The 21095-nt window shown below is 69.2% G+C and carries 13 protein-coding genes, 3 tRNA genes and 3 pseudogenes; 14 read left to right on the top strand and 5 right to left on the bottom strand.

Translation table 11 applies throughout. From position 1 onward, the window contains the following. The first annotated feature begins 119 nt into the window (after nt 1–119). From ACFWSK_RS32475 to ACFWSK_RS32455, 5 genes are all read left to right on the top strand, one after another. Nucleotides 120–1043 carry a sirohydrochlorin chelatase gene (locus ACFWSK_RS32475; protein ID WP_383794141.1) on the top strand — a complete coding sequence of 308 codons (924 nt, stop codon included), beginning with the start codon at nt 120–122 and terminating at the stop codon, nt 1041–1043. Nucleotides 1044–1080: 37 nt separating this feature from the next. Next, a complete protein-coding gene (locus tag ACFWSK_RS32470; RefSeq protein WP_383794138.1) occupies nt 1081–2391 on the top strand; it encodes a deoxyguanosinetriphosphate triphosphohydrolase in 1311 nt (436 codons plus the stop codon). Nucleotides 2392–2720: 329 nt separating this feature from the next. After that, nucleotides 2721–3980 carry an NAD(P)/FAD-dependent oxidoreductase gene (locus tag ACFWSK_RS32465; protein WP_383794135.1) on the top strand — a complete coding sequence of 420 codons (1260 nt, stop codon included), beginning with the start codon at nt 2721–2723 and terminating at the stop codon, nt 3978–3980. 112 nt (nt 3981–4092) lie between these two features. Next, nucleotides 4093–6003 (top strand): DNA primase, encoded by a 1911-nt coding sequence (gene dnaG / locus ACFWSK_RS32460; RefSeq protein WP_383794132.1) that lies wholly within the window; start codon nt 4093–4095, stop codon nt 6001–6003. A 222-nt stretch (nt 6004–6225) separates the two neighbouring features. Beyond that, nucleotides 6226–7317, top strand: coding sequence for an RNA polymerase sigma factor (locus tag ACFWSK_RS32455; protein ID WP_383794129.1), 1092 nt, complete (start codon nt 6226–6228; stop codon nt 7315–7317). 15 nt (nt 7318–7332) lie between these two features. On the opposite strand, the gene ACFWSK_RS32450 is transcribed toward ACFWSK_RS32455, so the two are convergent. From ACFWSK_RS32450 to ACFWSK_RS32435, 4 genes are all read right to left on the bottom strand, one after another. Next, the gene (locus ACFWSK_RS32450) at nt 7333–9267 is read right to left on the bottom strand and encodes an ABC transporter ATP-binding protein (protein WP_383794126.1); all 1935 of its coding nucleotides are present in this window, start codon (nt 9265–9267) and stop codon (nt 7333–7335) included. After that, nucleotides 9267–11000 carry an ABC transporter ATP-binding protein gene (locus ACFWSK_RS32445; RefSeq protein ID WP_383794123.1) on the bottom strand — a complete coding sequence of 578 codons (1734 nt, stop codon included), beginning with the start codon at nt 10998–11000 and terminating at the stop codon, nt 9267–9269. The genes ACFWSK_RS32450 and ACFWSK_RS32445 overlap by 1 nt, the downstream gene beginning before the upstream one ends. Nucleotides 11001–11125: 125 nt before the next feature. Then, nucleotides 11126–12571, bottom strand: coding sequence for an FGGY family carbohydrate kinase (locus tag ACFWSK_RS32440; protein ID WP_383794120.1), 1446 nt, complete (start codon nt 12569–12571; stop codon nt 11126–11128). 100 nt (nt 12572–12671) lie between these two features. After that, on the bottom strand, nt 12672–12974 hold the full coding sequence (locus ACFWSK_RS32435; RefSeq protein WP_383794185.1) for a YtxH domain-containing protein: 303 nt from the start codon (nt 12972–12974) through the stop codon (nt 12672–12674). A gap of 183 nt (nt 12975–13157) precedes the next feature. On the opposite strand from ACFWSK_RS32435, the gene ACFWSK_RS32430 reads away from it, so the two are divergent. The 4 genes and pseudogenes from ACFWSK_RS32430 to ACFWSK_RS32415 all read left to right on the top strand — a co-directional run. After that, nucleotides 13158–13230: transfer RNA gene (locus ACFWSK_RS32430), tRNA-Asn, on the top strand. Between the two features lie 5 nt (nt 13231–13235). Next, nucleotides 13236–13308 (top strand) — tRNA-Asn (locus tag ACFWSK_RS32425). A gap of 233 nt (nt 13309–13541) precedes the next feature. Further along, nucleotides 13542–13618: transfer RNA gene (locus tag ACFWSK_RS32420), tRNA-Ile, on the top strand. Nucleotides 13619–14255: 637 nt separating this feature from the next. Continuing rightward, nucleotides 14256–14492 (top strand): annotated as a pseudogene (locus ACFWSK_RS32415) (transposase family protein); the annotation flags it as partial. Between the two features lie 13 nt (nt 14493–14505). Here ACFWSK_RS32415 and ACFWSK_RS32410 read toward each other — a convergent pair. Further along, nucleotides 14506–14904, bottom strand: coding sequence for a hypothetical protein (locus ACFWSK_RS32410; RefSeq protein WP_383794117.1), 399 nt, complete (start codon nt 14902–14904; stop codon nt 14506–14508). Between the two features lie 96 nt (nt 14905–15000). Between ACFWSK_RS32410 and ACFWSK_RS32405 the strand changes: the two are divergent. The 5 genes and pseudogenes from ACFWSK_RS32405 to ACFWSK_RS32385 all read left to right on the top strand — a co-directional run. Continuing rightward, nucleotides 15001–15438 (top strand): annotated as a pseudogene (locus ACFWSK_RS32405) (IS21 family transposase); the annotation flags it as partial. 668 nt (nt 15439–16106) lie between these two features. Beyond that, complete coding sequence (gene ltrA / locus ACFWSK_RS32400) at nt 16107–18029, top strand: group II intron reverse transcriptase/maturase (protein WP_383794114.1); 1923 nt, start codon at nt 16107–16109, stop codon at nt 18027–18029. Further along, nucleotides 17975–18952 (top strand): annotated as a pseudogene (locus ACFWSK_RS32395) (DDE-type integrase/transposase/recombinase); the annotation flags it as partial. The gene ltrA and the pseudogene ACFWSK_RS32395, both read left to right, overlap by 55 nt. Then, on the top strand, nt 18949–19722 hold the full coding sequence (gene istB / locus ACFWSK_RS32390) for an IS21-like element helper ATPase IstB (protein ID WP_383794111.1): 774 nt from the start codon (nt 18949–18951) through the stop codon (nt 19720–19722). The pseudogene ACFWSK_RS32395 and the gene istB, both read left to right, overlap by 4 nt. A 1062-nt stretch (nt 19723–20784) precedes the next feature. Further along, the coding region (locus tag ACFWSK_RS32385; protein WP_383794109.1) for an IS110 family transposase at nt 20785–21095 on the top strand (311 nt) is incomplete at its 3' end.

Below are 21095 nucleotides of genomic sequence, written 5' to 3'. Positions count from 1 at the left end.
ACCGGACGAACGACAGGCCGAAACAGTTCACTCGTCCGCGACATCGGCCGTGAGCCCATGGCAAACACCCGTCACCCTCGCGCAACGGCACGGCAACGTCCGACCCGCACCATCGGTTCATGAAGGAGCCGGCGTCGGAACACCCCCGTGAGTCCCTGCCCCTCGACAGCACCGCGCAACTCCTGACCCGCATCACCGACCAACTCGGAACCCAGCTCAGCCTCGTCTCCCTGAACGGAACCCGCAGGCCCATGCACCGCACCCGGCAGCACGCCTGGCCCGCCCCCGTGGCCGGCGGCACACCCGCCCCCGCCCTGGTCGCCGTCGCGCACGGCAGCCGGGACCCCAGGGCCCTGCACACCGTCCTCGAACTCCTCGACCGGGTCAGGGAACTCCGCCCCGGCCTCGACGTCCGGCTCGGACACATCGAGCTCAACCAGCCGCTCCTGCCCACGACCCTGGCCGCCGTGGGCGCGGGCGACGCCGTACTCGTCCCCCTGCTCCTGAGCCGCGGCCACCACGTCAAGCACGACCTGCCCGCGGCCGCCGCCGCGGCACCCGCCCTGCGGAGCCGGATCGCCGCACCGCTCGGCCCGCATCCGCTGCTCGTCGAGGCGCTCCACGGGAGGCTCGTCGAAACCGGCTGGGACCCGGGGGACGGGACGAGCCGCAGCGCCGCCGTCGTGCTCGCCGCCGCCGGATCGCGCGACCCCGACTCCGCCACCGACACCCGCCGCACGGCCCGGATGCTCAGCGACCGGCTCGGCGGCATACCCGTCGTGCCCGCCTACGCCTCCGCCTCCGCACCCACCGTCCCGGCCGCCGTGCGCGCCCTCGCCGCCCGGGGACGCCACCGGATCGCCATCGCCTCGTACTTCACCGCACCCGGCCGCTTCGCCACCGCCGCGGCCGCCGCCGCACCGGCGGCCGCGGCCGCCCCGCTCGGCGCGCACCCGGCGATGGCCCGGCTGCTCCTGCACCGGTACGACCAGGCACTCGGATACGCGTCCCCGGTGAACGAGCGGCTCCTGACGTCCGCCTGACCCGGGTTTGTCAGCCCCGCCGATTACTGTCGCAACCATGGACGGTACGCACGGCAGCCACGACACGCACACGGCCGCATACGGGGCACGGGACACCGAGCGCTGGGACACCGAGCCCGACAAACGCCCCGGCCGCACCGCGTTCCAGCGCGACCGCGCCCGCGTGCTGCACTCGGCGGCCCTGCGCAGGCTCGCCGGGAAGACCCAGGTGGTCACCCCCGGCACCCGCGGCCGCGCCTGGGACGCCAGCCCCCGGACCCGGCTCACGCACTCCCTGGAGTGCGCCCAGGTCGGCCGCGAGCTGGGGGCCGCGCTCGGCTGCGACCCCGACCTGGTCGAGACGGCGTGCCTCTCCCACGACATGGGCCATCCGCCGTTCGGACACAACGGGGAACAGGCGCTCAACGACTTCGCGTCGGACTGCGGAGGCTTCGAGGGCAACGCGCAGTCGCTGCGCCTGCTGACCCGCCTCGAACCCAAGCGGTTCGTGCGCGACCCCCGCAGCGGCGAGCTCGTCAGCGTCGGCCTCAATCTGACCCGTGCCGCCCTGGACGCCGCCACGAAGTACCCCTGGCCGCGCGGCGGCCACCCCAGCGACCCCGGCTCCCCGAAGTTCGGGGTGTACGAGGACGACCTGCCGGTCTTCGAATGGGTCCGCGAGGGGGCGCCGGGGGGCCGCACCTGCTTCGAGGCCCAGGTCATGGACTGGTCCGACGACGTCGCCTATTCGGTGCACGACTTCGAGGACGGGCTGCACGCCGGGCACATCGACCCCAGCTGTCTCTTCGCCGAGCCGGAGCGGCGCGAGATCTGGGCGGTCGCCATCGGCCGGTACGTACCGGCGGACACCGACCCGCAGGAGCTCGCCGAGGCGCTCGACCGGCTCGTCGGCCAGGAGTGGTGGCCGCACGGCTACGACGGCTCGGCCGTCGCCCAGGCCCGGCTGAAGGACGCGACGAGCCAGCTCATCGGCCGGTTCTGCCAGGCCGCCGAAGCCGCCACGTTCGAGCACCACGGCCCCGGACGCCTCAGCCGGTACGGCGCGCAGCTCGTCGTCCCCCGCGAGGCGCGCAACGAATGCGCCGTACTCAAGGCCGTCGCCGACCGTTACGTCATGCAGCGCCCCGAACAGGAGGTCATCCGCGCCGAACAGCGCATCGTCATCGCGGAGCTGGCCGCCGCACTCACCGCCCGCGCACCGGAAGGGCTGGAACCGCAGTTCCGCGCGCAGTACGAGAGCGCGGTGGACGACCGGGCGCGCAAGAGGATCCTGGTCGACCAGATCGCCGCACTCACCGACGCCTCCGCCCTGTCCCTGCACACGAGCCTCACCCTGCACCCCGCCTGAGCGCGGCCGCCGCGCTCCGCCCCCGGGCCGCACGGAGACCGAAAGGTCCGTCAGACGGACTCCGCCCACGGGTTTTTGGCGTGGGACCCGCCACCCGGCCGGTCCGTGGGGCGCGGCGACGGCGGTCGGCCGCGCCGCAAGTGGTGTGCTGGGGGCAGATGACTCCCGCCGGGGGACCCTGCCCCGCGCGGTGCCGGCCACGGTCGGCAGACTGGCCCCATGACCACTGGGTGTGACCTGATCGGGGCACACCCTCTTCCGCCATCACGCTGCGTGCGGGACGCTCGCAGGTGGCGGCGGAGCACAGCACCAGCACCGAGGAGGCACAAGTGGTCGACGCACATCGCACGTTCGTCATCGTCGGCGCAGGACTGGCAGGAGCGAAGGCAGCGGAAACACTCCGTGCCGAGGGCTTCAGCGGCCGGGTGATCCTGATCGGCGATGAGCGTGACCATCCGTACGAACGGCCGCCGCTCTCCAAGGGCTATCTCGCCGGCAAGGAGGAACGGGACAGCGTCTTCGTCCACGAGACGGCCTGGTACGCCGGGGCGGACGTCGAACTCCACCTCGGCCAGCCCGTCACGGCCATCGACCGCGCGGCCCGCTCCGTGCAGCTCGGTGACAACACCGTCATCCACTACGACAAGCTGCTCCTCGCCACCGGCGCCGAACCCCGCAGGCTCGACATCCCCGGTACGGACCTGGTCGGCGTCCACCATCTGCGGCGCCTCGCCCACGCCGACCGGCTGCGCAACGTCCTGGCCGCCCTCGGCCGCGACAACGGCCACCTGATCATCGCCGGAGCCGGCTGGATCGGCCTGGAGGTCGCCTCGGCGGCCCGCGGCTACGGGGCCGAGGTCACCGTGGTCGAGCCCGAGCAGACCCCGCTGCACCAGGTCATCGGCCCCGAGCTCGGCCAGATCTTCACCGATCTGCACAGCGAGCACGGCGTCCGCTTCCACTTCGGCGCCCGCCTCACCGAGATCACCGGCCAGGACGGCCTGGTCCTCGCCGCTCGCACCGACGACGGCGAGGAACACCCCGCCCACGACGTGCTCGCCGCGATCGGCGCCGCCCCCCGCTCCGCCCTCGCCGAGGCGGCGGGGCTCGACCTGGCGGACCGGGCGCACGGCGGGGGAATCGCCGTCGACGCCTCGCTGCGCACCTCCGACCCGCACATCTTCGCCGCGGGCGACGTGGCCGCCGTGCAGCACCCGCTGCTCGGCACCCGGCTGAGGGTGGAGCACTGGGCGAACGCCCTGAACAGCGGCCCGGCCGCGGCCCGCGCCATGCTGGGCCAGGACGTCTCGTACGACCGGGTGCCGTACTTCTTCTCCGACCAGTACGACCTCGGCCTCGAGTACTCGGGCTGGGCGCCGCCCGGCAGCTACGACCAGGTCGTCATCCGCGGCGACGCGGGCAAGCGCGAGTTCATCGCCTTCTGGCTCAAGGACCGCAAGGTCCTGGCCGGGATGAACGTCAACGTCTGGGACGTCACCGAGCACATCCAGCAGCTGATCCGGGCGGGCGGGCAGATCGATCCCGACGCACTCGCCGACCCGTCGGTGCCGCTGGAGTCCCTGCTCTGACCGGGCGCGGGCGGCCGGGAGGAACCGTCCGGCCCCCCGGCCGCCCCAGCGCGTTCCACGGATCACACCGTCGTGCGGTCCGGGTGCCGTGGCCCACCCGTAGACTTCACGCGTGGCAGGCAGGATCAATGACGACGATGTGAAGGCGGTCCGGGACGCGGTCCCGATCGACGCCGTCGTTTCGGAGTACCTCCAGCTGCGCAACGCGGGCGGCGGAAACCTCAAAGGACTCTGCCCCTTCCACGACGAGAAGTCCCCCTCCTTCCAGGTCAGCCCCAGCAAGGGGCTCTTCCACTGCTTCGGCTGCCAGGAGGGCGGCGACACGATCGCCTTCGTGATGAAGCTCGACCACCTCACCTTCTCCGAGACGGTCGAGCGCCTCGCCGCGAAGGCGGGCATCACCCTGCGGTACGAGGAGGGCGGCTACAACCCCTCCCACCAGCGCGGCGAACGCATCCGGCTGGTCGAGGCGCACAAGGCCGCCGCCCAGTTCTATGTGGAGCAGCTGGAGAGTCCCGAGGCCGAGATCGGCCGGAAGTTCCTCGCGGGACGCGGCTTCGACCAGGCGGCCGCCGCCCACTTCGGGGTGGGTTACAGCCCCGTGGGCTGGGACCACCTCACCCGCTATCTGCGCGGGCAGGGCTTCAGCGACAAGGAGCTCATCACCTCCGGCCTCTCCCAGGACGGCCGCCGCGGCCCCATCGACCGCTTCCGCGGCCGGCTGATGTGGCCGATCAGCGACACCTCCGGAGAGATCGTCGGCTTCGGAGCGCGCAAGCTGCGCGACGACGACAACGGGCCGAAGTACCTCAACACCCCGGACACGTCGATCTACAAGAAGTCCCAGGTGCTGTACGGGATCGACCTGGCCAAGAAGGACATCGCCAAGGCCAGCCGCGCCGTCGTCGTCGAGGGCTACACCGACGTCATGGCCTGCCACCTCGCCGGGGTCACCACGGCCATCGCCACCTGCGGCACGGCCTTCGGCAACGACCACATCAAGCTCCTGCGCCGCCTCCTGATGGACAACGGCAGCGCCCGGGTGATCTTCACCTTCGACGGTGACTCCGCAGGCCAGAAGGCGGCCCTGCGCGCCTTCGAGGACGACCAGAAGTTCGCCGCCGAGACGTACATCGCGATCGCCCCGGACAACATGGACCCGTGCGACCTGCGGCTGGCCAAGGGCGACGAGGCCGTCCGTGACCTCGTCGAACCCCGTACCCCGCTCTTCGAGTTCGCGCTGCGCCAGATCGTCGGCCGCTACGACCTGGAGACCCCGGCGGGCCGCGCCGCCGCGCTCGACGAGGCCGCACCCGTCGTCGCGAAGATCAAGACGAGCAGTGTGCAGCGCGAGGTCGCCGTCCAGCTCGCGGGCCTCGTCGGCATCCTCGACCAGGAGTTCGTCGTGCGCCGGGTGGCGCAGATCGCCCGCTGGGCCAGGGACCGGGGTGACCGCGGCCCCGCGCAGGGCCCGTCCAGGGGTGCCCCCCGGCACTCCGGCCCGGCCTCCGCAGCCCCTGCGGGCATCTCGGGCCCCGCGCTCAACCTCCGCAGCCCCGCCCACCGCACGGAGCGCGAACTGCTCAAGCTCGCCCTCCAGAAGCCCGCCCTGGTCTCACCGGCCTTCGACGCGTACGGGATCGACGAGTTCACGGCCCCGCCGTACGCGGCGGTGCGCCAGTGCATCGCGGAGGCGGGCGGCGCCGAGCAGGGCCTGGCCGAGACCCGCGAATACCTGGTCAACGTCCTGGACGCGGCCCCCGACGACACCGTGCGCAACCTCGTCACCGAGCTGGCCGTCGAGGTCTTCCACGGCAAGTCGATCGACGAGACGTACGCGGGCATGCAGCTCGTCCAGGTCCGCCTGCGCGCCGTCGACCGCCGTATCAACGATGTGCAGGGCAGCCTCGCCCGCCTCGGAAGCAACGTGGCACCCGAGCACCTGGCGGCCGCGCAGAACGAGGTCTGGGTCCTCCAGCAGTACGCCCAGTCCCTCCGCAGCAACGGCGCCGACGCGCTCTGACGAGCCCGCCCACGCCGTACGGCGACGAGCTCCCGCCCCGGGGCCCGTAACCCTCCGGTCACGGACCGGACTCAGAAAGTCACCGCACGCCCCTCGTGGCGGCGATGTGTCGTACCCCACACTGGGTAGCGGTGCCTGAGTCATCGGAGCGCGGTCGGTCCACCGAGGGCGGACCCCACACCCGCCGCGGTCCGGCAGCGCGATCACCTGGAGGTCGCCCCCGTGCAGACCCGGACCGTGACGAGCCCGACCGAGCATGTCCCGGCGATCCCCGTGCAGAACCGGGCAATGCGCCATCCGGAGGCCACCGCGGACCCACCCGGGGAGGCGACGGACGCAGTGATGGAAGAAAGCCCGGAGGCGCCCGAACCCCCGGAGCGGCTGAGCCGCGCGGACACCGGCGGCACCTCGTCCGACCTCTTCCGCCAGTACCTGCGGGAGATCGGCAGGATTCCGCTGCTCACCGCCGAGGAGGAGGTGGAACTCGCCCGCCGCGTCGAAGCGGGGCTCTTCGCGGAGGAACGGCTCGCCGGCACCCCCGATCCGGACACCAGACTCGCCGTCGACCTGGACCGGCTCGTGGTCATGGGACGGATGGCGAAGCGCCGGCTCATCGAGGCCAACCTCCGCCTCGTCGTCTCCGTCGCCAAGCGGTACGTGGGCCGGGGGCTGACGATGCTCGACCTCGTCCAGGAGGGAAACCTCGGACTGATCCGGGCCGTCGAGAAGTTCGACTACGCGCGGGGCTACAAGTTCTCCACGTACGCGACCTGGTGGATACGCCAGGCGATGTCCCGCGCGCTCGCCGACCAGGCCCGGACCATACGGGTCCCCGTCCATGTCGTCGAACTGATCAACCGCGTCGTACGGGTCCAGCGCCGCCTGCTCCAGGAGCGGGGCTACGAACCGACGTCCGAGGAGGTCGCCGCCCAGCTCGACCTGACGCCGGAACGGGTCGGCGAGGTCCTGCGCCTCGCCCAGGAGCCCGTCTCGCTGCACGCCCCGGTCGGCGAGGAGGACGACGTCGCCTTCGGTGACCTCATCGAGGACGGCGACGCCGCGTCCCCCGTCGAGTCCGCCGCCTTCCTGCTGCTGCGCGAACACCTGGAGGCGGTGCTCTCCACGCTCGGGGAGCGCGAGCGCAAGGTCGTCCAGCTGCGCTACGGGCTGGCCGACGGGCGGCCCCGCACGCTCGAGGAGATCGGCCGGATCTTCGGCGTGACGCGCGAACGCATCCGCCAGATCGAATCCAAGACCCTCAACAAGCTGCGGGACCACGCCTTCGCGGACCAGCTCCGCGGCTACCTGGACTGAGCGGGCCGCGCCCTTCTAGTCCACCTCGGCGAGCGCCTCGGCGAACTGCGCCGCGTACAGCCGGGCGTAGGCGCCCTTCGCGGCCAGCAGACCGTCGTGCGTGCCCTGTTCGACGATCGAGCCGTTCTCCATCACCAGGATCACGTCCGCGTCCCGGATCGTGGAGAGCCGGTGCGCGATCACGAAGCTGGTCCGGCCGTGCGCGAGGCGGGCCATCGCCTTCTGGATCAGCACCTCGGTACGGGTGTCCACCGAGCTGGTCGCCTCGTCGAGCACCAGGATCACCGGGTCGGACAGGAACGCCCGCGCGATGGTGATCAGCTGCTTCTCGCCCGCGCTGACCCCGGAGCCCTCGTCGTCGATCACCGTGTCGTAACCGTCCGGCAGGGTGCGGATGAAGCGGTCGGCGTGGGCCGCCCTGGCCGCCTCCTCGATCTCCGCCCGGCCGGCCTCGCGCGAAGCGCCGTACGCGATGTTGTCCGCGATCGATCCGCCGAACAGCCAGGTGTCCTGGAGGACCATGCCTATCCCGGACCGCAGTTCGTCGCGGGACATCGTCGACACATCGGTGCCGTCGAGGACGATCCGGCCGCCGGTCACCTCGTAGAACCGCATCAGGAGATTGACCAGTGTCGTCTTGCCGGCCCCGGTCGGGCCGACGATCGCGACCGTGTGGCCCGGCTCCACGCTCAGCGACAGATCCTCGATGAGCGGCTTGTCCGGGTCGTAGCGGAAGGAGACCTTCTCCAGCGAGACACTGCCCAGCGGCTTGCCGGGGCGCTCGCGCCGCTCCGGGTCCGGGTCGGGCTCCTGCTCGTCGGCGTCCAGCAGCTCGAAGACCCGCTCGGCCGACGCGACGCCCGACTGGACCAGGTTCGCCATCGAGGCGACCTGGGTCAGCGGCATCGAGAACTGCCGCGAGTACTGGATGAACGCCTGCACATCACCGATGGACAGCGCGCCCGAAGCGACCCTGAGCCCGCCGACGACCGCGACCAGCACGTAGTTCAGGTTCGACACGAACATCATCAGCGGCTGCATGATCCCGCTGTTGAACTGGGCCTTGAAGCCCGCCTCGTACAGCGCGTCGTTCTGCTCGGCGAAGTCCCTCGCGGACTCCTCCTGCCGGCCGAAGACCTTCACCAGGGTGTGGCCGGTGTACATCTCCTCGATGTGGGCGTTGAGCCGGCCCGTCACCTTCCACTGCTGCACGAACTGCGGCTGCGAGAGCTTGCCGACCCGGGCCGCGACGAGCACCGACACCGGGATCGTCACCAGGGCGACCAGCGCCAGCAGCGGCGAGATCCAGAACATCATGATCAGCACGCCGATGATGGTCAGCAGGGAGTTGATGAGCTGACCCATCGTCTGCTGCATCGTCTGCGAGATGTTGTCGATGTCGTTCGTCGCGCGGCTCAGCACCTCGCCACGCTTCTGCCGGTCGAAGTACGACAGCGGCAGCCGCGCCAGCTTCGTCTGGAGGTCCTCGCGCAACTGGAAGACGACCCGGTTGATCACCCGGATCGACAGCCGCGTGGACACCAGCATCAGCAGCCCGGCGCCCAGATAGACGACCAGGGCCACCAGCAGGACGTTGCCCACCGCGCCGAAGTCGATGCCCTCGCCCGGGGTGAAGTCCACGGCGGAGAGCATGTCGGCGAGACCGTCGCTGCCCTTCTCCCGCAGGTCCTCGATGGCCTGCGTCTTCGTGGCCCCCTCTGGCATTCCGCGGCCGACGACCCCCGCGAAGATCAGGTCGGTCGCGTTGCCGAGGATCTTCGGGCCGACCACCGAGAGCCCCACGCTCAGCGCCACGGCGACGAGCATCGCGTACAGCGAGGACTTCTCCCGGCTGAATCTCTTCAGCAGCCGCTTCCCGGACCCCTTGAAGTCCATGGACCGCTCGGTCGGAGCGCCGCCCGCCATCATGCGTCCGCCAGGCCCGGCCATTACGCGGCCTCCGCTTCCGTCAGCTGGGAGAGCACGATCTCCCGGTACGTTTCATTGCCGTCCATCAGCTCGTGATGGGTGCCGGTCCCCACGACCCTGCCCTCGTCCAGCACCAGAATCCGGTCGGCGTCACGGATGGTGGACACCCGCTGCGCCACGATCAGCACCGTCGCCCCGGCCGTCTCCCGCGCGAGCGCCCCGCGCAGCGCGGCGTCCGTCGCGTAGTCCAGCGCCGAGAACGAGTCGTCGAAGAGGTAGATCTCCGGCTGCTGCACGAGCGTCCTGGCGATCGCCAGACGCTGCCGCTGCCCACCGGAGACATTGGTGCCGCCCTGCGCGATCGGCGCGTTCAGCCCGTTCTCCAGCCCCTCCACGAACTCCTTGGCCTGCGCCACCTCCAGCGCGTGCCAGAGCTCCTCGTCGGTGGCGTCCGGGTTCCCGTACCGCAGATTCGTCGCGACCGTCCCGGAGAACAGATACGGCTTCTGCGGCACCAGGCTCACGGTCTTCGCCAGCAGCACCGGGTCGAGCGTCCGTACGTCCACGCCGTCGACCAGCACCTCGCCGTCCGTCGCGTCGAACAGCCGCGGTACGAGACCGAGCAGCGTCGACTTCCCGCTGCCCGTCGACCCGATGATCGCGGTCGTCTCACCGGGGCGCGCCACCAGATCCACCGCGCGCAGCACCGGCTCCTCGGCGCCCGGGTAGCGGAACTCCGCACCCCGCACCTCCAGATGGCCGTGTCTGCGCAGCTCGGTGACCGGGGTGAGCGGCGGCACCACGCTCGAATCGGTCTCCAGGACCTCCTGGATGCGCTCGGCGCAGACCTCGGCGCGCGGCACCATCATGAACATGAAGGTGGCCATCATCACCGCCATCACGATCTGCATCAGATACGCGAGGAACGCGGTGAGCGCACCGATCTGCATTCCGCCGCTGTCGATGCGGTGCGCACCGAACCAGACGACGGCGATGGACGACACGTTCACCACGGTCATCACGGTCGGGAACATCAGCGCCATCAGCCGGCCCGTGGACAGGGAAACGTCCGTCAGGTCGGTGTTGGCGCCGCGGAAGCGCTCCTCCTCGTACGCGTCCCGGACGAAGGCGCGGATGACGCGGTTGCCGGTGATCTGCTCGCGCAGCACCCGGTTCACCGTGTCGAGCCGCTCCTGCATCGTGCGGAACAGCGGGCGCATCTTCCTCACGATGAGGCTCACCGAGATCCCGAGGACCGGCACCACGGCCAGCAGCACGGCGGAGAGCGGCACGTCCTGCCCGAGCGCCATGATGATGCCGCCGACACACATGATCGGCGCCGAGACCATCAGGGTGAACGCCATCAGGACCAGCATCTGGACCTGCTGCACGTCATTGGTCGTGCGGGTGATCAGCGACGGCGCGCCGAAGCGGCCGAGTTCACGTGCGGAGAAGGACTGCACCCGGTCGAAGACCGAGGCCCGGACATCGCGCCCGAGCGCGGACGCGGTCCGCGCACCGTAGTAGACCGCACCGACGTTGCACACCACCTGGACGACGCTCACGGCGATCATGAGGCCGCCGAACTCCAGGATGTAGCCCGTGTCCCCCTTCACGACACCGTTGTCAATGATGTCCGCGTTGAGGCTGGGCAGATAGAGGCTGGCGCAGGTCTGCAGCAGCTGGAGAAAGACCAGCAGTGCGATGGGTTTCCGGTACGGACCGAGATAGGTCCGCAGAATTTTTATGAGCACGCGTGTCTCTCGGAGTCGGCGTTGGGCAGAGGCCGACCCATTTTCCGGTACTCCGCACCGCGACCGCGAACGCTTTTCCTCAAACCCAGGTCAAATCCCGGAAGGCGTTCGGCACTTGGCTCTGCTCAGGCGGAACCGCCGAAGGCCCCGGGATGGATCTGGTCCCGCGTGGCCTCGTACTGCTGGCGCACGGCCCGCCCGACCGCCAGTTCCTCGCCCGGCTCCAGCACCTGGGCGGAGGCGCCCTGCCAGGCCGGGGGAGTACGCGGGTCGAGCGTCCCCTGCGAGACACCGAGCGCCCATGCCGCCTGCCGGGCCGCACCCAGTGCCGCGTACTCGGCGGGCTGCGGCACCACGACCTGCGTACCGAACACCGCGGGCGCCAGCGCCTGCACGGCGGGCAGCTCGGCCGCGGCACCCAGCAGGAACACCCGCCGCACCTCGACCCCGCGGCCGCGCAGCACGTCCAGCGCGTCGGCGAGCGAGCACAGCATCCCCTCGAACGCCGCCCGCGCCAGGTGCTCCGGCTTCATCGACTCACGGCGCAGCCCGCACAGCGTCCCCGCGGTGTGCGGCAGCTGGGGGGTGCGCTCGCCCTCCAGATACGGCAGGAGTACGAGTCCGGAGGCACCCGGCGTCGACTTCAGCGCCAGTTCGGACAGCTCGTCGAGCCCCTCGACCCCGAGCATCTCGGCGGTGCCGCGCAGGGCGCGGACCGCGTTGGAGGTGTGGACGACCGGCAGATGCATCCCGGTGGCATCGGCGAACGACGTGATCATCCCGGTCGGATCGGCCAGCGCCTCGTGGTGCACGGCCATCACGGAACCGGAGGCCCCCAGCGACACCACGGCGTCGCCGACCGCGACCCCGAGCCCGAAGGCGGCGGCCATCGTCTCGCCCGTGCCCGCGGAGATCAGCAGCCCCTCGGGCGTGGTCCCGGCGGACTCCGACGGGCCGAGCACCTCGGGCAGCGTCGCCTGGTGACCGAGCGCGAGCTCGACCAGATCGGGACGGTAGGAGGCGGAGCCCGCCGACCAGTACCCCGTGCCGGAGGCGGCGCCGCGGTCGGTCGTGCGCCGGGCCGGCCGGCCCAGCAGCTGCCACACCAGCCAGTCGTGCGGCTGCATGACGGCGGCGACGCGCCGGGCGTTCTCCGGCTCGGTCCGCGCCAGCCAGCGCAGCTTCGCCACGGGCTGCGCGGCCTGCGGCACGGCGCCGACCGCCTCGGCCCAGGGCTGCCGGCCACCGAGCCCGTCGATCAGATCGGCCGCGGCGACCTGCGCCCGCCGGTCGTTGCCGAGCAGTGCGGGGCGTACGAGATTGCCCTGGTGGTCCAGGGGGAGGAGGCCGTGCTGCTGGGCGGAGACGCCGATGGCCTGCACGCCTTCGAGCAGCCCGCCGGAGGCCGCCTCGCCGAGCGAGAGCAGCCATACCTGCGGATCGACCTCGGTGGCCTTCGCCTCGACGGGGTGTGCGGCATACCCCTGCCGCAGCACGGCGCCCGTGTCCGTGTCACAGACGACGATGTGAGTGAAGGCGGAAGAACTGTCCAAGCCGGCGACTATGCCCATACCCAAGATTCTGCCGCACCGGCGGAGCTTTCCCGCACCGGACGTGACCGGACGTTCGGCGCGGGCCCCGCAGCCGGGTGCGGGGCCCGCGCCTCAGGCCCTAGGTATTGGTCGTCCCCCAGTCGTCCGCGCCGTTGTGCGCGCTGCGGTCCCGCAGCGAGCGCACCCGGTCGGCCACCGAGGCGGGCACCCGGTCGCCGACGTTCTCGCTCACCGAGTGGTACGCCTTGCCGGCGAATTCCCGGCCGCCCTGGGCCGCCGACTCGGCGGCGTTCCGGACGGCGGGATTCTGGGCCAGTTGCTGCGCGGACCTCTTCAGTTGCTCGTAACGCTCGCGCCCGGCCTTCGTGCCGAGCACGTAACCGAGGGCCAGTCCGGCGATGAATGTGAGCCGGTACCGCATGGCTGCCACCCTTCCTTCGCTCCGTGCGACGTGTGCTTGCCCGCCTACCCGTGGACACCCGAGATCACCCCGGGCGGAACCGATTGGCGGAGCACCCCCCTGCTTGCGCTAATGTATGTGTCGCAGCGAACGCGCGCCGCCCGGCAGCCGCCAGGTAGGTACGATTTCGCAGCAACGCCACAATCCCCTGTAGCTCAATTGGCAGAGCAGCCGGCTGTTAACCGGCAGGTTACTGGTTCGAGTCCAGTCGGGGGAGCGCGATCCTCTGTAGCTCAATTGGCAGAGCAGCCGGCTGTTAACCGGCAGGTTACTGGTTCGAGTCCAGTCGGAGGAGCAGGATGAAAGAGGACCCTTCGGGGTCCTCTTTCGTGTGCCCGGCCCCTCCGTCCACGCCTCCGAGCGGACCCCCGCGGTGACTCTTTCGTGGGAACTTCACGGCGGCCGGAACCGGGCAGGCGGAAGCGCAGTCCTCATGGTCATGCGAAGCGGGGCACTCGAAGCGAGAGATCGTATGACCGGCTATGCTGCGGCAGACGGCGCGCACACGTGTACGCGCCACGCCGAAACGGGGCGGTAGCTCAGCCGGTTAGAGCAGCGGACTCATAATCCGTCGGCCGTGGGTTCGAGTCCCACCCGCCCCACCAAGATCCCCAGGCAGAAACGTTCTGACCTGGGGAAACGCGTTTTTCGGGGGCGTATTACGTGTGGCGTTCGCCTCACGGCGGTGTGGCGGATACGAGTCCTCGCACATCGAAGATGAACTCGGAACGGCTTTGACCTGGGGTTTTGTAGTGACGCCGCCGTGGGAGCGTCGTGGAACGGTCCCACGGCCGTTGCGGGAGGCCGCTCACCGCATCGGTGTCGTCCCCTCCGCGCAAGGTGCCTGGCCACCGGTCGGGCCGAGTGCGCAGTGAGCCGTTGCGGAATGTGGTGTTGCGTTTCACGCGCCAGAGGCCTCGTGGCCTTGGGACCACGAGCCCGGGTTATCGCGACGAGTTGCCCGAAGAGCTGGACGACTACTGGGGTGCTCTGGGCATGCCAGGGCCGGAGGCGTTCCGGGACCGGTTCGGTTATGCGCCGCGGCCTTCGCAGACAATGGTGGTTGAGGCGGCTCGCCGGATGGGCGGTCCGGGCCTCGTGGTGGTCGAAGCGCCGATGGGCGAGGGCAAGAGGGAGGCTGCGCAGGCCGCAGCGGAAGTCCTGGCGGCCAGGTTCGGCGCGAATGGTGTGTTCGTGGGGATGCCGACCCAGACGACCAGTGATCGAAGCAGGACTCCCGTGTGGGCGGACAAGGCGTATCAAGGCGCCGGCGGACCCGTCCGAGTACCCTTTCGCGGCCGGTGCCTGAAGCGGTGGAAGCGTCGCCACAACACCACCCATGCCAAGATCCGCTGCCTCGGCGAGCAGGCCATGGCCACCCTCAAGGGCTGGCGCCTCCTACGCAAGCTCCGCTGCAGCACCAACCGAATCACCGACGTCGTGAAGGCCGTCCTTGTCCTTCACCGCGCATCAATATGAGGTTGGGCATCGCTCAATACGTCAGCCACTCCGTGTCGGGGATCAAGTCCTCGATCCCTTCCTGGCCGCGCATGGCCCACTGAGGCGCAAGAAATACAGGGCGACAGCGGGCGTGGTCACCGTTCTGCTGGCAGCGCAGGACCAATCCCAGACTGAGGAGATACGGCTCCCCGCGGCTCCCGAAGCGCAGGCCATCGACGTACTCGGGCAGATTCGGATCCTCAAGTGTTGACGCGGTCTTCTCGATCCAGGGTTCGAGTTCCGACGGCAGCCGACCAACCAGAGGGACACCATCGAGGCTGACCTGCGGGCCCCGGCAGGCGTCGACAGCTACTGCAGCCAGGGTCTGCGTCTCCTGGTCGTAGTAGGTGTCGATACCAACCCTGTCCGCGTACAAGTGATCGTGCACCACCTCGTACGGATGAGAGTGCACCAAAGTTGATGCGGTGGCGGACGGGTGCCGCGAGTCTTCTGTCGTCGGTTTCGGGGTGGCAGAGGGGCGGCTGAGGTGGTCTTGGACCCGCATCGCTGGCTGGAGTTGAGACGGTTCCGCGGCCTGTACGAGTCCGGTGCGATGAGCCTGCGGGAGATCTCGAAGGAGACCGGGCTCAACCGCCGAACGGTTGGTAAGTACCTGTCGGCCGAGGCTCCCCTCGCGCCGCCGCGGCGGACCGCGAACGGCAAGCCCCGCAGTCGGGTGGTGGACGAGGTCGCGCCGTTGATCGACGCGATGCTGCGGGCCGAGATCCTGCTCAAGGGTGCGGTGATCCATGAACGTCTGGTCGCGGAGTACGGGTTCACCGGCAATTACCAGCGCGTGAAAATGTATCTGCAGGAGGCGAGGCCCCGGATCGCGGACGAGCTGGGCATCAGCCCAGGCGAACTGGCCGGACTGCACCGCCGGTTCGAGGTGATCCCCGGGGCTCAGGCCCAGGTCGACTGGGGTGGTGCGACACGAGGTCGCGTATACGAGTGAACTCGCAGATTGGAGGCCGATTATGTCGGCTGCGTAGTTCTCGGTCAGTGTTCGAGATCGATCTCCGCTCTGACGTGCGTTCGCGGGTCCTGCCCGTCGAGGGTGCGAAGCTCAGGGAAGACGCCCAAGGGCCCCCGATCCGTCAGGGGGAGCAACCGGGCAAGGAGAAGGCCGGACGGACGAACGCGAGTGAACCCCCTGTGATGCCTCGTTATCGACAAACCCGGGAGACGGGATGAATGCCGGGTTATAGGGCCTGGCCGCTGGAAGAGGCGGCGAGCGACGACCGGAGCCTGCCCCGTCGGTCGTATGAACACCGCTGGTCCCGGGGTTTAGGGGGCGTCCTCCCCGGTCGCATCTCGTATACGCGGAACGTGGAAACCCCGTCGGGGTCCCGGCCTTGAGGCCGGGTAGGCCGATCGTGAGAGGGGCGTAAGCCCTCGGCGGGACAGGAAGCCCAAGAAGCGGACGCCGGCTGCCGAAAGGCAACGGGACTCGTGACACCACGGCTGCCCCTCCAGGCGGCTGTCACGGGGAACCGGCCGGATGCCGGTCAAGACGACCGGGCCCGAAAGGGCGCTGACGTGGGCTGGTGAGCCTTTGAACGCCGAGGCCGAGGGCCTCTCGAACCGAGGGACATGTTGGACACCATTGCGGTGAACGGACCCGAGGACGTTCTCGACTGGGACGCCGTCAGTTGGCGGATTCACGAAGAGAACGTAACGAGGCTGCGGCGGAGGATCTTCAAGGCGACACGAGAAAGGGACTGGGCCCACGTCCGGTCCTTGCAGAAACTGATGCTGAGGTCCTGGTCGAACACGCTGGTCAGCGTTCGGCAGGTCACTCAGCGAAATGCTGGGCGTCGGACGGCCGGGATCGACGGGGAAACTGCCCTGTCGCCCGAGACCAGGGCAGCGGTTGCGGTGCGGGTGCACCGTTCGCGCTCGTCCTGGGACCCTATGCCGGTCCGACGTGTGTACATTCCGAAGGCCAATGGCAAGCAACGGCCGCTCGGCATTCCCGTGATCTTGGACCGGTGCCATCAGGCACGGGTCCGCAGCGCACTGGAGCCCGAGTGGGAAGCCCGGTTCGAGCCCCGTTCCTACGGGTTCCGCCCCGGGCGAAGTTGCGCCGATGCGATCGGCTCCCTGTTCTCCACGCTCAGCGGGCCACTCGCCCGACGGGTATGGATCTTGGACGCCGATCTGTCAGCCGCGTTCGACAAGATTGGCCACGCACGGCTGCTCGACGCACTCGGTTCGTTCCCCGCCAGGGACCTGATCGAACGGTGGTTGAAGGCCGGGGTGGCCGACAAGGGGCAGTTCTCGCCGACCGAAGAGGGTTCCCCTCAAGGCGGCGTGATCAGTCCTCTGCTAATGAACGTGGCTCTCCACGGGCTGGAGGAGGCCGCAGGGGTCCGCTATCTCACGACCGGCACACACGCCGGGGATGTGGTGGCGGGTTCTCCGATCTTGGTGAGGTACGCCGACGACATGGTCGCCTGCTGTCATTCCAGAGAGCAGGTCGAACAGGTCAAGGCACGGCTTGCGGAGTGGCTGGCGCCCCGAGGGCTGGTCTTCAACGAGGACAAGACGCGCATCGTCCACCTCGAAGAAGGCTTCGATTTCCTCGGGTTCAACGTCCGCCGCTACCGACATCGCAAGCTGCTGATCAAGCCGAGCGCGGACGCGGTCAGGCGCATCCGGAAGAGGCTCGCGGACGAGGTGCGCGCTCTGCGCGGCCTGAACGCGACGGCGGTCATCGCCAAGCTCAACCCGATCATTCGCGGCTGGGCAGCCTACTACCGGGGGGTGGTGGCCAGCAGAATCTTCACGGCGCTGGATCACTACGTGTGGTGGCTCACCTACCGGTGTGCCAGACGCATACACCCCAACAAGTCGAAGAAGTGGATCGTTCGACGCTACTTCGGCAGGTTCAACAAGTTCAGGAACGACCGGTGGGTATTCGGCGACCGCGGCAATGTGCTCAACGACCGCGGGGAGATCCCCATCCTCATCAAGTTCTCCTGGACGAACATCGTCCGGCACCAGTTGATCGCAGGCGGGGCGTCACCAGACGATCCCGGGCTGACGGACTACTGGATCAAGCGGCGAAGGAGGGTCAAACCCCCGCTGGACAGCTACAACTTGCGCCTGCTCGCCAAGCAGGACGGCCGCTGTCCGCTCTGCGGGGAACACCTCCTCACCGCCGACCAGCCGCCGCAGTCACCCCAGGAATGGGAGCGATGGTGGCTGAACGTCGTCAAGAGGGCGATAGCCGCCGACTATCTCACTCTGCACGGACGGCACGACACGTCGGACGGGAACCGAACACGCCTTGTGCACGCCTCCTGCCATCGCGGCCTCCGGCCCGAAACCGCAGGAAACAACCAGCAGTTGCACTCTCGTGACGCCCTTGCGGCTTGCTTGAGCCGTGGTGCGGGGAAACCCGCTAGCCCGGTTCTGAGGGGGGAGCGCCGCAGCAATGCGGCGCTCCTACCCGACATGAGGGCAAGGTCCTCGCCCACGTCGGGATCCCGAAGGTCTACTCGTTCCACATGACCTTGTCCTACTCCCGAGATCCGTTCTGCTGCTTCACCACGAGCCAGGATCTGGGGACGTTCTTCGACTGCCACCGCAGGGCGTTCATCCACTTCGGCGGGGTGCCCATGACGGCCGTCTACGACCGCACCAAAACCGTCGTGCGCCGGCACGTTGCCCCTGGTGAGGCCGTTCCGCTGCATCCGGAGGCGGTCGCCTTCTCCGGGCACTACGACTTCGACATCGACGTGCTGGCCGCCTATCGGCCCACCGGGAAGGGCCGGGTCGAGCGGCAGGTCTTGATCGTCCGTGACCATGTGCTGGCCGGGCGGGCGTTCTCCTCCATCGAGGAGATGGACGCGGCGTTCACCGCTTGGGTGCCGCTGCGACGAGCGAAGATCCATGGCACCCATGGCGAGGTCATCGGTCACCGGGCGGTCCGCGACCACATGGCTCTGCGGCCGCTTCCGCAGAGCCCGTATGTGGTCTGCGACCGGTATCTGCGACACGTCGGCAAGGACTGCCTGGTCGCCTTCGACGCGAACCTCTACTCGGTGCCCGCCCGCAAGGTCCGCCCCCGCCAGCTTGTGGAGATCAGGGCCACGAAGTCCCAGGTCATGCTGCATTCCACCGTCCCTGACCAGCAGGGGCAGACGCTCCTTGCCGCCCATTGTCGGGCGGCGGGCCGCGGCGCTGTCGTCAAGGACGAGCGGCACTGGGACGGCCTGCCCAAGGGCGACAACCGGCGGGTGACCACGGGCGATGTTCCCGCCCAGCCCCGCCGCCGGGAGGACCTGGGCGATGAGGCCCGGCCGCTGATGGCTCTGCTGAACCGGGCGTCCGCCGCCCGCGTCGAGGTCGGGCGCCGACCTCTGTCGGTCTATGACGAGCTGACCGGCACCCGCCCCTTCACATCGAAGTCGACACCGGAGGACCTGAGTTGAGCGAGCTGACCGGCAAGCGCATCCGCACCACGGCCGGGCGGCTCGGCCTGCCGCACCTGGCCGAGGCCCTGGGCCAGTACGTCGCCCGGGCGGACGAGGCCAAGATGGGCTACCTCGACTTCGTCGACCTGGTCCTCTCCGAAGAGCTCGCGATGCGTGAGGACCGCCGTTTCCGCCAGGGCCTGCGGACCTCGAAACTGCCGCACCACAAGACGCTGGACGACTTCGACTTCTCCTTCCAGCCCGAACTCGACCCCCGCAAGGTCAAAGACCTCGCCACCCTCTCCTTCGTCGAGGACAAATCGAATGCCGCCCTGCTTGGACCGCCGGGAGTCGGCAAGACTCACATCGCCGTCGCGCTCGCGGTCGCGGCCTGCCGGGCCGGCTACTCGATCTACTTCACCAGCCTCGACGACATGGTCCGCAACCTCAAAGCCGCCGAGGCGGCAGGGCGGTTGACCAGCAAACTCGGCACCTACCTGCGGCCAGGCGTCCTCGTGGTCGACGAGGTGGGATACCAGCCGCTGGAACGGGACGAGGCCAACCTGGTCTTCCAGGTGATCTCCAAGCGCTACGAGAAGGGCTCGATCATCCTCACCTCGAACAAGACCTTCAGTGAATGGGGACAGGTGTTCGGCGACGAGGTCCTCGCCACCGCCATCCTCGACCGCCTTCTGCACCACTGCGATGTGATCTCCATCAACGGCCCCAGCTACCGCCTCAAGAACCGACTCGCCGCCATCGAACGCGAACGAGACGACGCGGCCTGAAGGTCCCTACAACGGGCGGGCCTTGACCTGCGGAGATAGAGGATCGGGCGCCAATGACGCCCTCGGCGTTGATCCCCTGAACACTCGAGTTTCCCTACCGACCGGACGCCCGGAAGGCAGGTCCGCCCTGCTCCTCCTCGTCCCTCTCCAAAGTGCAGATTGCACGGCGTCGCCAACGTGTGACGGCGACAACGACGACCACCCCGCCGAGCAGGCTGACCAGCGGAACACCCCAGGCTGCAGCCATGAATAACGTCCCGAGTGACTCCATGAAGCCCCCTCCCGGGGCGAGAGTACTCCGCAGGCGCGGCATCAGGTCGTGGATCGACTTTCCGCTGGACCAGGTGGGCAAGGTTGGTGCACAGATCTCCGTACTCAGTGGAGCACTCTCATGAGTACGCCGACAAACCCCGTCGAAGGGAAACCATCGCGCGTACTTCTTGGTGTCCCATGCCGTGATCGGCTCGCCAGAGCGGCTGAGACTTCCTCCCTGCTCTGACCGAACCGCATGGGCCCCACGGACTTCAATGGAGCCCATGCCCACTCAGGACGCTCCCCGTCCCAGAGGAACCTTTCCGCCCACCAGACCAACGAACCCACCCCAGATCGAAACGTGCGTGCAGGAAGCATTCTCGCAACGTGCTGCGGGCGGCACCATGCGCCTGCCTCCGGGCCCGCTCCAGAAATCTGGAACGGGCCCCGGGACGGCGTGAGGATTGAAAGTGCGGGCAGCGGCCCGAGTCGCCCTCACCCTCGTGGATGGCACAGCATCACCAAGATCGTCCAGGCCGTCCTCGTCCTTCATCACGCCTCAGCGTGAGGTTGGAAAAGGCTCCCTACGCTTTCCTGCGGGATGTGGTGAGCCCTTCGTATGGTTGACCCGCCCAGGGGTGCCGGGTGTGGTTCAAAAGGCTCTGCCGCTTATGGCTCTCAGTGATTGGCCGCCCGGTGCCCCACGACGACTCGGCTGCCAATTAGGAATTGCGAATGATCGCTGAGTAGGGAATCGACAGCGAGGTCGTCCGTGGCAGGCACCGGCACCACACCGCACGGAGGCATCACATGACCATGATCTGGGCTGGCATCGACGCAGGGAAAACGCATCATCACTGCGTCGCGATCAACGAGGACGGCCGCCGGCTGCTGTCCCGGCGCGTCGCCAACGACGAGCCCGATCTCCTCGAGCTCCTCACCGACGTCTTGGCCCTGGGCGAGACGGTGGCCTGGGGGATCGACCTGGCCGACGGCGGCGCCGCGCTGGCCATCGCCGTCCTCGTGAACCACGCCCAGCCGGTGCACTACATCTCCGGCCGGGCCATCCACCGCGCCTCCGAGAGCTACCGCGGCGAGGGCAAGACCGACGCCAGGGACGC

The organism is Streptomyces sp. NPDC058620 (assembly GCF_042717135.1).
GTDB lineage: Bacteria > Actinomycetota > Actinomycetes > Streptomycetales > Streptomycetaceae > Streptomyces.
This window is presented reverse-complemented; position numbering and strand designations above follow the sequence as displayed.

Excerpts from the sequence above, each read along its gene's own strand:
- ACFWSK_RS32475 (WP_383794141.1), top strand. The coding sequence starts at position 120 with ATGAAGGAGCCGGCGTCGGAACACCCCCGTGAGTCCCTGCCCCTCGAC.
- ACFWSK_RS32470 (WP_383794138.1), top strand. The coding sequence starts at position 1,081 with ATGGACGGTACGCACGGCAGCCACGACACGCACACGGCCGCATACGGG.
- ACFWSK_RS32450 (WP_383794126.1), bottom strand. The coding sequence starts at position 9,267 with ATGGCCGGGCCTGGCGGACGCATGATGGCGGGCGGCGCTCCGACCGAG.
- ACFWSK_RS32440 (WP_383794120.1), bottom strand. The coding sequence starts at position 12,571 with ATGGGCATAGTCGCCGGCTTGGACAGTTCTTCCGCCTTCACTCACATC.
- ACFWSK_RS32435 (WP_383794185.1), bottom strand. The coding sequence starts at position 12,974 with ATGCGGTACCGGCTCACATTCATCGCCGGACTGGCCCTCGGTTACGTG.
- ltrA (WP_383794114.1), top strand. The coding sequence starts at position 16,107 with ATGTTGGACACCATTGCGGTGAACGGACCCGAGGACGTTCTCGACTGG.